Source organism: Pradoshia eiseniae (assembly GCF_002946355.1).
Lineage (GTDB): Bacteria > Bacillota > Bacilli > Bacillales > Pradoshiaceae > Pradoshia > Pradoshia eiseniae.
In genome coordinates, this window is the sequence record NZ_PKOZ01000001.1 from 464732 (window position 1) to 477481 (window position 12750).

At 38.6% G+C, this 12750-nt stretch carries 17 protein-coding genes; 16 read left to right on the plus strand and 1 reads right to left on the minus strand.

Going from position 1 to position 12750, the window contains the following annotated elements; translation table 11 throughout:
- Positions 1 to 115 precede the first annotated feature (115 nt).
- Entirely contained in the window at positions 116 to 2413 is a 2298-nt protein-coding gene (locus tag CYL18_RS02300; protein WP_104847841.1) for a glycoside hydrolase family 2 protein, read from the plus strand.
- Between the two features lie 98 nt (positions 2414 to 2511).
- A complete protein-coding gene (locus CYL18_RS02305) occupies positions 2512 to 3516 on the plus strand; it encodes a sugar kinase (RefSeq protein WP_104847842.1) in 1005 nt (334 codons plus the stop codon).
- Between the two features lie 107 nt (positions 3517 to 3623).
- On the opposite strand, the gene CYL18_RS02310 is transcribed toward CYL18_RS02305, so the two are convergent.
- Entirely contained in the window at positions 3624 to 4295 is a 672-nt protein-coding gene (locus CYL18_RS02310; RefSeq protein ID WP_104847843.1) for a DUF4097 family beta strand repeat-containing protein, read from the minus strand.
- Between the two features lie 159 nt (positions 4296 to 4454).
- On the opposite strand from CYL18_RS02310, the gene CYL18_RS19345 reads away from it, so the two are divergent.
- The 14 genes from CYL18_RS19345 to CYL18_RS02370 all read left to right on the plus strand — a co-directional run bounded on the left by CYL18_RS19345 (position 4455) and on the right by CYL18_RS02370 (position 12656).
- Positions 4455 to 4607, plus strand: coding sequence for a hypothetical protein (locus CYL18_RS19345; protein ID WP_201741224.1), 153 nt, complete (start codon positions 4455 to 4457; stop codon positions 4605 to 4607).
- A 16-nt stretch (positions 4608 to 4623) separates the two neighbouring features.
- On the plus strand, positions 4624 to 5361 hold the full coding sequence (locus tag CYL18_RS02315; RefSeq protein WP_104847844.1) for a MerR family transcriptional regulator: 738 nt from the start codon (positions 4624 to 4626) through the stop codon (positions 5359 to 5361).
- Positions 5362 to 5386: 25 nt separating this feature from the next.
- A complete protein-coding gene (locus tag CYL18_RS02320) occupies positions 5387 to 6043 on the plus strand; it encodes a GAP family protein (RefSeq protein ID WP_104847845.1) in 657 nt (218 codons plus the stop codon).
- 134 nt (positions 6044 to 6177) lie between these two features.
- The gene (locus CYL18_RS02325; protein ID WP_236636194.1) at positions 6178 to 6903 is read left to right on the plus strand and encodes a nucleotidyltransferase domain-containing protein; all 726 of its coding nucleotides are present in this window, start codon (positions 6178 to 6180) and stop codon (positions 6901 to 6903) included.
- Between the two features lie 116 nt (positions 6904 to 7019).
- Positions 7020 to 7364, plus strand: coding sequence for a n-acetylglutamate synthase (locus tag CYL18_RS02330; protein WP_201741225.1), 345 nt, complete (start codon positions 7020 to 7022; stop codon positions 7362 to 7364).
- Positions 7365 to 7434: 70 nt separating this feature from the next.
- Positions 7435 to 7665 (plus strand): hypothetical protein, encoded by a 231-nt coding sequence (locus CYL18_RS02335; RefSeq protein WP_236636195.1) that lies wholly within the window; start codon positions 7435 to 7437, stop codon positions 7663 to 7665.
- A 135-nt stretch (positions 7666 to 7800) separates the two neighbouring features.
- Positions 7801 to 8838: a DUF1835 domain-containing protein gene (locus CYL18_RS02340; protein ID WP_104848335.1), complete on the plus strand. Its 1038-nt coding sequence runs from the start codon at positions 7801 to 7803 to the stop codon at positions 8836 to 8838.
- Positions 8839 to 9049: 211 nt separating this feature from the next.
- Entirely contained in the window at positions 9050 to 9583 is a 534-nt protein-coding gene (locus CYL18_RS02345; protein WP_104848336.1) for a GNAT family N-acetyltransferase, read from the plus strand.
- Between the two features lie 39 nt (positions 9584 to 9622).
- Positions 9623 to 9808: a hypothetical protein gene (locus CYL18_RS02350; RefSeq protein ID WP_104847846.1), complete on the plus strand. Its 186-nt coding sequence runs from the start codon at positions 9623 to 9625 to the stop codon at positions 9806 to 9808.
- Between the two features lie 65 nt (positions 9809 to 9873).
- Positions 9874 to 10008 carry a hypothetical protein gene (locus CYL18_RS19585; protein ID WP_269089181.1) on the plus strand — a complete coding sequence of 45 codons (135 nt, stop codon included), beginning with the start codon at positions 9874 to 9876 and terminating at the stop codon, positions 10006 to 10008.
- Positions 10009 to 10019: 11 nt separating this feature from the next.
- On the plus strand, positions 10020 to 10274 hold the full coding sequence (locus tag CYL18_RS02355) for a hypothetical protein (protein ID WP_104847847.1): 255 nt from the start codon (positions 10020 to 10022) through the stop codon (positions 10272 to 10274).
- A 115-nt stretch (positions 10275 to 10389) separates the two neighbouring features.
- Positions 10390 to 11142 carry a CPBP family intramembrane glutamic endopeptidase gene (locus tag CYL18_RS02360; protein ID WP_104847848.1) on the plus strand — a complete coding sequence of 251 codons (753 nt, stop codon included), beginning with the start codon at positions 10390 to 10392 and terminating at the stop codon, positions 11140 to 11142.
- Between the two features lie 108 nt (positions 11143 to 11250).
- Positions 11251 to 11757, plus strand: coding sequence for an RNA polymerase sigma factor (locus tag CYL18_RS02365; protein ID WP_104847849.1), 507 nt, complete (start codon positions 11251 to 11253; stop codon positions 11755 to 11757).
- Positions 11742 to 12656, plus strand: coding sequence for a sigma factor regulator N-terminal domain-containing protein (locus CYL18_RS02370; RefSeq protein WP_104847850.1), 915 nt, complete (start codon positions 11742 to 11744; stop codon positions 12654 to 12656). The genes CYL18_RS02365 and CYL18_RS02370 overlap by 16 nt, the downstream gene beginning before the upstream one ends.
- Positions 12657 to 12750: the final 94 nt, after the last annotated feature.

A 12750-nucleotide genomic window follows, 5' to 3' on the forward strand; every position in this document is an offset into this window, starting at 1 on the left:
TAGGAATCTATACTATACTAGGATTATCAATTTGTGAAAGAAAACACAAATTTTATTTGCTCATTTTTTCACAAATTATTATTTTAATAATTTTATTTCCTAAGGAGAGTAAATCATGAGAAAGATCGTAAACATCAATGATTCATGGAAATTTATTAAACAAGATGAAGTTAACGCTTACAATAAAAGCTTTGATGATACTAGCTGGGAAACTGTGAGTGTTCCGCATACTTGGAATGCGATTGATGGAGCGAATGGGTTCGATTTCCACAAAGGTGCGTGCTGGTACCGCAAGGAAGTAATGGTTGATACACTAGAGCAAGGAAACCGTGTATACATTGAGTTCAACGGCTCTAACAGCATTACGGACGTATATGTAAACGGTCACCATATGGGACAGCACCGCGGCGGATATTCTACTTTCCGTTTTGATATTACAGATGTGGTTGAGTTTGGAAAAGCAAACACAGTAGCGGTAAAAGTGGATAACACAGTTGTGGAAGATGTATATCCGCAAATGGCTGACTTTACATTCTATGGCGGTATCTATCGTGACGTTAACTTGGTTATCACAAACCATGTTCACTTTGACTTGATGGATTACGGTTCACAAGGTATTTACATCATCCAGGACGAAGTAAACGAAGAGAAGGCAGCTTTGACGATTAAATCCAAACTCGTCAACGAGCTTGACACAGAAAAGAAAGTACGCCTTTGGGCAGATCTATTTGACGCTGAAGGTAATGTGGTTGCTTATGCAGCGAAAGATGTTGTTCTTGCAGCTGGTGAAAATAAAGAAGTAGAAATGCCTGCTGTTATTAAAAACCCAACTCTTTGGAACGGCAGAAAAAATGCTTACATGTATAAAGCAAACGTGAGCTTAACAAGCTTCAATGACACAATTGATGAAATTTCCATTCCATTCGGTGTAAGATACTTCGAAGTGGACCCGGACAAAGGATTCATCCTTAATGGACAGCCTTTACGCCTAAATGGTGTTTCTCGTCACCAAGATAGAAAAGACATGGGCTGGGCAATTACGAAGAAAGAACATAAAGAAGATATGGAATTGATCAAAGAGGTTGGCGCGACTTCTATCCGTCTGGCTCACTACCAGCATGACCAATATTTCTATGATCTCTGTGACCAAGAGGGTATGGTTGTATGGGCTGAAATTCCGTTCATCTCAATTATGTCTAAAACTGAACTAGAAGGTATCAACGCGAAACAGCAAATGATCGAGTTGATCAGACAAAACTTCAACCACCCATGCATTATGTTCTGGGGCGTGCAAAATGAGATCCAAATCGGCGGTAACCGTCCAGAAGTTAGAAAGTTAGTAAGAGAGCTTGCTGAATTAACGAAAAAAGAAGATCCAACACGCTTAACAACACAAGCGAACGTTATGTTTGTACCAGATAATGATGAGTATAACTATATGACTGATATTATTGGATACAATAAATATTATGGCTGGTACCAAGGGGAAGCAGAAGATTTTGGTCCTTGGATTGATGGGTACCATGCAACAAACCCTACTGTTCCTTTAGGTATTTCTGAATACGGTGCAGAAGGAATTATCGAATATCACACAGATGATGCAAAGGTAAAAGACTACACAGAAGAATATCATGCACTATACCACGAAAAAGTGTGGAAAATCTTCTCTGAGCGCCCATTCCTTTGGTCAACATATGTATGGAACATGTTTGACTTCGGTGCGAACATCCGTGATGAAGGCGGCGTAAAGGGAAGAAACAACAAAGGCTTAATCACTTATGACCGCAAAATTAAGAAAGATGCTTTCTTCATGTACAAAGCAAACTGGTCAGAAGAAAAAGTTCTTCATATCACAAGCAAACGCTATATTGACCGTGCGGATGAGGCAATCACGGTGAAAATCTATTCCAACTGTGATGAAGTAACGCTTTATGTGAACGGAACAGAAGTAGCGACACAAAAAGGCGAGGATAAAGTCTTCATCTTTGAAAATGTTGCGCTGCAGCCAGGTTTGAATGAAGTAAGAGCTGTATCTGGCGATGTAGAAGACACAGCATTCTTCAATAAAGTAGAAGAAGCTAACCCAAGCTATGTCCTTCCTGAGACTGAGGCTGGCGGAGTAGTAGATAACTGGTTCGAAATGCCTGAAGACATGGGCGAGGTTGAAATTGAAGAGCTGGAAATCACAGATGATGTGTACTCTACACGCTGCACATTTGGGGAACTATTTGCGAACCCAGAAGCAAAAGCAGTATTGCAAAAATACCTAAATGGCTTCTCAGAAGAGCATCCAATGTATGGTATGGCAGAAGGCATGCAAATCGACATGCTGGCTAGCTTGGCACCAGAGATATTCTCAGAACAATTGCTGTTCATGCTAAACAAAGAGCTGACAAAAATCAAAAAAGCCTAATAGCAGTGTGCAGACTGCACGAACCTGATATACCTTTATCGAAGAGCGGCTAGATTCTTGATCTAGTCGTTCTTTGGACAAATTCGAAAGATGGTGTAATGATGAAGTCAATCATGTTGTTTGGAGAAATGCTGTTGCGTCTTACTCCCTCCAATCATCAATTATTTATTCAGGCCAGCCAATTGAACATGGTTTACGGCGGCTCTGAGGCGAATATCGCAGTCGCTTTAAGCAATTGGGGCGAAAAAACGTCTTATGCTACCTGTGTTCCGGATAATAACATTGGATTGGCAGCGATTATGCAATTGCGTCAATTTGGAGTTAATACGGATTATGTGATTCAGCAGGGTCATAAAATGGGCCTTTATTTCGTGGAGGAAGGGCACTCCATCCGTCCGACAGAGGTTACCTATGACCGTCAAAATTCAGCATTTGTCGATGCTGTGCCTAATGATTATCAGCTTGAAGAGATGCTTGGACAAGCGAAATGGCTGCATGTCAGCGGAATCAGCTTAGGCGTGAGCAAACAAGCGCGTGAAACAACAATGGCACTTGTGAAATTGGCCCGCCAAAAAGGAATCAAAGTAAGCTTTGATTTCAATTACCGTGCAAAACTATGGAGTATTGAAGAAGCTAGAGAAGCATTCATTGAAATCCTGCCTTACGTAAATGTTTGCTTCGGCAGCTACATGGATGTTCTCACTCTTCGCCAAGAGAAAAGAAAGGTAAAATCCTTTGATGAGAAGATCGAATTGCTCAAGGAGCTTCAAAAGGAATATAACTTCGACCAAATCTTTACGACTGAACGCGAGATTCTTGATGATAATGTCCAGAATTTAAGCTGTGCAGTCATCACTGCTACGGAGCATCATAAACTTGGCCCGGTTAGAGTCAATGTCCTTGATCGAATCGGAACAGGCGATTCATTTGTTGCCGGAGCATTATTCGGTCTTGCGAATTCCTACAGTCTGCAAGAGACATTGGATTTTGCTCTATCATCATTTGCTTTGAAGCACACTATTGTTGGCGACTTCCAGGTTGCGAGCAAAGAAGCGGTTCAAGGGTTCGACTTGAATGGCGAGAAGGTTATTATTAAAAGATAAATTAAGTATGTAAACGCTTGGGATTACCCAAGCGTTTTTTGTATATGCATGAGAGAAGGATTCAACCTGGAACTTTTGGTATGAGGGCAAATGAAACATCCAAGTTTTCACTCATTTATCTGTATGTTTCCGGATTTAGTTTGAATTATCATTTTATTGCCGGCGTCCCCGGCGGAGCCATGTAATCCTTTTTTTGATTGTGATTGTTTATCTAAAGAGAGGTTGATTGATTGCCTCCCGCTGTTTGTATCAATCGCTAAATTAACATTGGGCTGTTCTTCATCAAATACAACAGAGGCGTTTCCGCTTGTGGTTTTGATTTCAACTTTATTATTTAATTCGCTAAAATGAAGATTAACATTTCCGCTGCTGGAACGTATATCAAGTTGATGATGGTCAAGGTTATGTCCAGAAACATTACCCGAAGCTCCATCCAGAATGACTTTGCCTCTAAATTGGCGCGGAATTCTAACCTCTAAAGCCGGTTTTTTTTCGAGGTTTAATAAGCGCGTCATATCACTGCCTAAAGAAATTGATAATTGTCGTGAGGACCGATCCGCAATTACACCGGGGCCGTCATCATAAACAGTTAGATAAGCTTCTAGTTCACCTTCATCGCTTGGCTGGAAAGTCACATCAGTACTGGCAAAATCGATAACAATTTCCCGCACACCTTCAATTGACTCTGTATGGCCGATTACGTTCTCCTGAACAGGGGAACAGCCTGTAATGATAATCATGATAAAGAAAGAAAAAACGAAGAATATATGTTTACTCATTAACCTAGCCTCCTTCCATTTAACAATAAAGGATGACGTAAGGTCACTTGCAAATCTTATGATGAAGTATTTGGAAATGACTTGAAAGTGACCTTACGTCATCTTTTATACTGTGAGTAATCATGTTATATAAGGGCATTTACAGGAGGAGAGTTAACATTGAAATTAGGGGATATGATCATTTATGGATGCGTCATCATTGGTGCAGGAATTGGACTTCTTTTTGACAAGGCTATTCCAGGGGTATTAATCGGATTGGGGATTGGTTACGTATGTAAGTCTCTATTATTCACAAATTCCAATAAAGAATAAGGAAGTAGGAATTCTATTGTTGCATATTAATGAAATGAAAAAGATTAGCGGAGTGTCTGTTAGGACTCTACGATATTATGACCAGATTGACCTGCTTAAGCCTGCCTCCAAAACGGAGGGCGGCCATCGATTATATTCGAACAATGAGTTGAAAAAACTGCAGCAAATCCAATTCTTGAAGAAGATAGGGTTCCCATTAAGTGAAATCAAAAGTATGTTAGAGGACGAGCAATGGGATTGGTCAATCAGTCTCATGAAGCAGCTATCCTATGTATTGAGTGAAAAGAATCGCCTCTCAAAGCTAGAGGTTCATTTAAGAGAATTGATCAATGGCATAGCCATTGAGGGAGAAGAATATAAAATCAAGAATATTATAAGTTTATTTACGAAAGATTCACGAGATATGTTAACCTATGACCTTAATAAATTGGAAATGAATAATAAAGAAGTTTTAGATAAGCTTCCAAATATGGCTAGTACTGATCCGGATTCATTAGAGTGGATCGCTCTAATAGGGCAGCTAAAAAAGTATATGCACCTGGGCTATCGTAATTCACGCATACAAACTATCATTAGCAGAATGAGCGACAAAATAGAGGAGGATTTCAGTGAGGAGGAGGCCTTTTTAGACAAACTCTGGGATATAAGGATGTCACCAGAGGAGTCAGAAAAGTATAGCCTTTATCCCATCGATCAAGAGGTTCTTACGTTTATGGAGAAAGCCTATGATTATTACCAGACGGAAAAACAGTGAGAATACGAAAACACGGGAGGAATAAATGGGAGCAGAGCTGTTGCTTTATTTGAGCGGATTAGCGTTATTGGATACGTTAAGTCCGGCCATTATTGGTGTAACGCTATATTTGTTATTGACGGATAGCCAAAATGTAACCGCAAGATTGTTTGCCTTTGTATTCACTGTATTTATTTTGTATTTCTCCTTAGGGCTATCCATGATGCTAGGGCTCACCTACATTATGGATACCTTCTCAAGCCTGTTTCAAAACAAACTATTCAGCTGGATTATTTTTGTTATTGGAATGATTCTATTTGTGGCTAGCTTCTTTATCACCACCAACAAAAAAAGTGCGATTCCCATCCCACGGACACATAGCATTGCCTCAATGGTAATGATCGGGGTGCTAACGTTTCTGATAGAGGCTGGTACTGCCTTGCCATACTTTGCTGCTATAGGATTATTTATCACAAACGATATGCCCATGATTCAGTGGTTACCCTTGCTTGCAGCATATAATATGATGATGATCCTGCCAGCTATCGTTCTCTTTTTGGGCAATAAGCTGTTTAAGAAATGGATAACGCCAATCTTGGTTAATCTTCACAATAAACTGTCAAGCAGCTCGAATTCAGTCCTTTCATGGGTCATGTGCATCGTTGGGCTGATACTGATCGTTAATACGCTTGATTATTTATGAGATTATGGGAACCTAAGATATTTTGTACAGCCACTAGTTGCTTAATGGTGGCTGTTTTTATTTGGTGAAAAGAGGTTTTACGCAATCCTCTATCGAAATAACATAAAAGCAAATTGGTTAAGAAGAGGTGGAGCATGCGGGAAGTGCACAGAATGCAGCCAATCGAAGCGGCAAATGAGTTTTGGAAAAAGTATTTCCCTGATTGCCAAGGGGCGATATTAGCAGGAAGTGTCGTGAGAGGAGAAGCAACCGAAACATCTGATTTAGATATCATCATATTTGACAATGTTATGTCTTCATCTTACCGGGAGTCATTAGTAGACTTTGAATGGCCGATTGAACTTTTTGTCCATAATCTAACCTCCTATAAGGAGTACTTTGAAAAGGATTGTCAAAGGGCAAGACCTACATTGCCTAGAATGGTCGCTGAGGGTATCATCCTGAAAGGGGAAAAAACCATCAGTCCAATCAAGAAAGAGGCTTGGGAGCTGCTGAATGGAGGTCCTTCAAAATGGACAGCAGAAACAATTCGGATAAAGCGCTATTTTCTAACAGATGCACTTGATGATTTTCGGGGGAGTACTAATCGGGAGGAAGAGCTATTTATCGCCAATACATTAGCTGAATTGGCAAGTGAATTTGTTCTTAGGATAAACAGTCAATGGATTGGTTCCTCAAAGTGGGTCGTACGCTCATTAAAGCAGTATGATGAATCATTTGCCAATCGATTTGTGAATGCGTTTGATCATTTTTACCAGACAGGCGAGAAAAAGAAAATCATACAATTAGTTGAAGATATTTTACAGCCATACGGCGGAACGCTATTTGCAGGTTTTTCCTTGGGGAAGGAGAAGGGATGAATGGGTGGAAACAGGGTGAGGCTTAATGATTCCATATCGAAGTTTATAGACTTAACATCAACCCTAGATTATTTTATGGCTGAATTTTTATGAAGTATGCAGGAGGGAAAAGAATAGTGATTAATTATAACGGACGAACCTTTGTTTCTGCAGAAAACACAGCAAATGGAGAAGTATCCTCACAGACTGTTTTTGAATATAAACAAACCAATCATATCATTTCAGCTACCTATCATGGGGGAAATATCGTGCAGGGGATGTTAATCGGCCTCATCATGGAAGATGGCTGCCTGCAATTCAGGTACAATCACATCAATCGCCGGAATGAGATTAGGGGCGGGGAGTGTGTTTCAACCCCTGAAATCCTGCCTGATGGAAGAGTAAGATTGCATGAGCAATGGAAATGGCTTGATGCGGAGAATACGGAAGGAAGCTCTATTATAGAAGAAGTTGAATTTTGAGTCAGGCGTAGCGAAAGAAGGCAGCTTTTGAGCAAGACTGGAATACCTTAATTTTAAAAGAGGTGTGTAAATGGATTTCTTCATTATCCTTATCATCTTCTTTACCGTTACAGCCAATTTGATAGGGTTTCTCATCTTCAAAAAGAGTGGAAATCTATACTTGGCAGCTTTAGCTATCCTAATATTGGCTGGTGTATTCGGGGCGATTGAAGGCTTTTGGGCTGTGGCGGTCATAGAGGATGGATTTGCTTTTTTTTTTACGGATTTCACCTTGCTACCATCTTGCTATACAACAGTATAATCATCATTCTTATAGCCATGTTAGGGTGGATCATTAAGAAAATCAAAAAGCATTGGTAGGGAATTATATCTAATAAATGGGGCGGTTCTTTCTATGCGGCGAAAGGGCTGGTCAACTAAAAGGGAGCTAACTGAATTGTTTGATGAATTAAAGGGTTTAGTAGAAAGATCAAGTGAAGAGGAAGTGAAGTCACTTTTATTTCATATCCTGCTTAATATCAATATGGTTGAAGAGTCAAATATGCCGGAGGAGGAATTAACCCAAAATTTGAAAAAGATTTATAAGGATTTCTTGAACTATAAATCTGCGCAAACAGTTAATATGGATGAAAAAGATTATAAGGCTGCCCATATTGTTTTTGGTGATTCGGCTTCAGGTAGTTTGAGAATGGTCTTAAAAGATATGAAATTACAAGACAGTGAAGAGATTATCCATTTTTCGGATTTATTTTCGATTGGTCCAATTTGGAGATTGCACGAGGAGACAGGTCTGATTAACAGGGCAGAATGGCTCCGAAATCACATCAATTTAGATGAGGAATATATTGATAAGTACCAAGATCATTTTACTCAGACAATCTTAAAGATCCAATCTATTGACCCAAATATACCAATTTACATTTGGACAGGAGATAACTCTCACGAACAAACGGCCCTAAGATTTGTTTTATATTTATTAAGAGAACAAACAAATCATATTATTTTAATGAAGACAACAGCAAGTTATAAAAAAATGGTTAATAGACCAGATATCGAACACTATCCTTTACATACGGGTGAAATTATACCCGAGAAGTTGAGAATGATTTATGAGGATAATAGGATGGCACATTCTTTGTCCTCAATGGAACGTAAAAGGTTCGAGGCTGAATGGGGAAAGAGATCTGGTGAACAAGAGGTTCTTAGAATATGGGAAAAAGGAGAAATACAACATGTGGATGAAGACTATTATGATGACGATATCATTGATATTGCCCGAAGATTACATAATGAACAACCGGTTAAAGGATTTTTAAAGTCAGCCCGCGTAATTGGAGAAGCTATCGGGAATTTGAATCAATACATTGGTGATCTTTATATTGAGTATAGAGTCAGACATTTAATAATGAATGGCGTTTTTGAGATACAAGGCATCCCAAAAGCAATGAGGTTTTATAGCGTGAAATTACGGTAGTTTTCCAGTATTCTCAAACCAAGGATGGCATCTAGCAGAACAGGGAGGCAGTGAAAGCTGCCTCTCATTTTTTTAGAAAGAATTGTATATAAAAAGAAAAATAATACAATAAAATGGTAAAATAAGAGATGTATGAACTGAAAACATATTTTTTTCAAGCTATGTGTATATCCGTCCTGTACAGCAGGATAAAGGAGGCTAATTTATGCCTATGTATAAGGACAAAGAGCTGGTTATCCGCCCAATAGGAGAAGAAGATTTATATTCATTATGGGAACTAACCTATAAGGAGGAGAATCCTGAATGGAAAAAATGGGATGCCCCTTATTTCGAGCATCAATCACTTTCCTATAAAGAATACATGGATAAAAAGAAGACAATCGTCAATCAAGATAATATTTGGGGAATTGAGGTAGATGGGAAGTTAATTGGAACCGTCAGTTATTATTGGGAGCATAAACCGTCAAATTGGTTGGAAATGGGCATTGGCATTTATGACCCGGATTATTGGAGCGACGGTTATGGCACGAAAGCGTTAAAGCTTTGGATTACCCATTTGTTTAACACGTTGCCTTTAGTGCGAGTGGGATTCACAACCTGGTCAGGAAATCATCGAATGATAAAGGTTGGGGAGAAATTAGGCATGCAAATGGAAGCGAGACTAAGGAAATGCCGTTACTATAATAATGAGTATTATGATTCTATTAGAATGGGATTACTGAGAGAGGAATGGGAATTTATTTAAATTTGCACTATCAATGAATATTAGCTAGGAGATGATCATTTGAAAAATTGGCTGCTCTCCTTTGGGATTAGCACCACTATGATTTTGGGCGGGGGATTTTTGATTCGGTTTGTGCGTGATGGAGATTTTTATATAGCAGAATTTATCGGGGGCATAGTAGGGATTATTTTAATAATCATCAGTTTTCTCCTTAAAGGCTCAATGAAACAGGATAATTCCTTCTGAGTAATAGTTGAATTTGCTGATCATCAGTTAAGAAGCTTTATTCATAAAAGGAAGGGAAGACATAAATGTCCGAGATTACAATCTTGCCCTCATCTAAGCCATTTAACATTCCCGATGAAATAGAAGAATACATTAACCGCCATGCATTTAATCGAGAAGAGGACATAATCTTTTTCTCTGTTCAAGAGATTGATGATTAGGAGAAGAAAAGATGAAGGGCTTATTTTCCATGCCTTATGTTTATGAGGCAGAGGGGGTTGGACACAGATTGTATTTAGCATGCATAGAAAAGTATATGGAATTAGGCGAGGTACTCGAAATCTATTATGTTCCGAGCCAAAATGATTTTGATGAAGACAAGCAACGATTGCTCGAGCATCCTGAACCGATTGAAATCAATATTGGGAAGTACATATACCAGACTTTTAATGGGCTTTATCAGTTAAGTCCAAAAAAAGCGGGTTGAGAAGATTAGTCATCGCAAATATCTTTCACCGTATGGGATAACAACCTTTGTAAACTATTAACTATATTGCGTTTCTAGCACGATGTAGAAATTTAAGGTAAGGGCGGGGGATGCTATGTTTTTAGGACTCTGGTTACTCATCATTTTCACTATTATATATGAGCCTATTATCGGCTATTTCGGGTATCAACGGTTTAAGCATGATGTGAAAGAAAAAGCGGATGCGAGATTAAATTATTACAAAAACATCATGATTGGTCTTTGGCTGCCGACTCTTTTCATCTTCCTATTAGTTTCTTTGACGGGGATGAATTTAATGGATATCGGCATTGCGCTGCCAAACATCAATCTAGATACGTTAGGAACAGAGTTTACCTATACGATTATCATCGCAGCAGTCATATATATGTTGATTTTCTCCTATTATTTAATTGGCTACCGTTTCAGCAGCAAGCTGAGAATGAAATTTATCGAAGCGAAAGAAAAAGAATTAAATGCGGCTCCATATGCAGATATTCTTCCGGTCACGAATAAGGAAAAGAAGTTATGGGATTATGTCTCGCTAACCGCCGGCGTCACGGAGGAGATCATCTATAGAGGGTTTCTGATTTTTGCTTTCTCAACTTTATTTCCCGATTTATCTATCTGGCTAGTCATCCTTTTATCCTCCATGCTGTTTGGGCTGGCACATACTTACCAGGGATTCACTGGCGTAATTCGGACATCCATTATCGGGATATTTTTCTCTTGTATATACATTGGATTGAATTCAATTTTACCGCTCATCCTTATTCATTTTTTAATGGATTATGTCGCCAAGTTAGGGGATTCTCCAATGGATCAGGAAACAAATATAAAAACGAGCTGAGAGGTTATACTCTTAGCTCGTTTTTTAATAGGAATGATAGATGTTTTTGTTTTACGTGTATACATTTTATTTTGCTCATTCGTTGTATAAGTGCAGGAGGGTTGAAAGATGAAAAAAGATGATGTATTTGCCTCCTATCTTATCAATTTAGGAGAGGAAGTGTATAAGTTATTATTGGCGAAAGGAGCAAAAAAAGAAGATGCGGAAGATATTATTCAAAATACGTTCTACAAGGTGTATACCCTTTTGGATGATTTAACAGAGAATAATCTACGTCCATGGTTTTTTAGAGTATCACTTAACCAATACATTGATGTGAAGCGGAAGAAAGAGCAGAAAAATATCCATTTGACGGAGAAAATATATGCAAAACTTTCACAGCCAGATTTCGAGCTCGAGGCAATTTTCCATAAAAATGAGATATTATCACTCTTAAAAGATGTAAAAAAAGAGTACAGAGAAATTTTCTTCTTGAAGTATTACTATGATTTTTCTTATGAGGAAATTGCACTTCTTCTCGATATTCAAACAATCAGTGTAAAACAAAGATTATATCGTGCGCGTAAATCGATTCATTCCAAAGTAGGAGGGAAGCAAAGATGGACATTTCACTGAAAAAAGCCTTAAGAAAGGCGAAATTCAAACAATTGTTAGTAATGATCATAACTTCGATTATTATCTTGATGGTCTTATTATTTATCTTTAATAGGGTTGGCAATTACTTTGCTGCCAAAAGCACTTTTAAGCTCCATGACATTTTATTTCTTCATAACGCTATTATGGAGCCGAATATTCAAATTGACTCACAAGTGACGAGTAATTCGTCTATGTTCGGCGGAAATATTGTGACAAATCGCTCGAAAAATATTAATGGCTATCTAGTTCGATGGAGCACGCTCACAAGTTCATATAATTGGTTTGGGGTAAAGATTGATCATAACGAGTTAGTCCCTGGCTTTCATTGGTCTGATAGAGAATTTTATGAGTATGACAAACAAACCAAAACTAAAGCTGCCACTTTTTATCACCCCTTGATTCAAAAATATTATGAAGATGTTCCGAACGAGCTTAAAGGACTTTCAGAGTTAAAGAATCATGTCGCGGAAGTGGCGATATCATTTGATCAGCCTTATACTTTTGGCGAAATCAGAAATAAATTGCCCGCTAATGTAAACGTCGTATGGTTCTATATGACTTCGTCCATTGGAGATGAAAGCCACGGGCCTTCGGGTATGCCGGTATACGGGTTTGCTGATTCAACGGATGAACCGGCATCGGGATATGAGAACTTTATTGCTAACCTGGAAAAATATGATGTCGATGGCGATGATGAAACTATTCAAGAGTTTTTAAAGATTAATAAGAGTAAATCTTTTAATGATGTGGAAATATTGGGAGTAATGCTCACTGGCAAGACAGAAAGCTTTAAACCATTAGAAAATGAGGGTTTTATTCGTGGGGCTTCTGTTGGTGCTACTGCGCAAATCGTACCTTATATCAAGCCTGATAAATAATGAATATGAACTGTCATTATACGTCAGGTGACTGAATAGAAGGGATAAAAACCAAGTAAGCTATAGAAAAGGATGCGTTGGCTTAAGGCCGCTG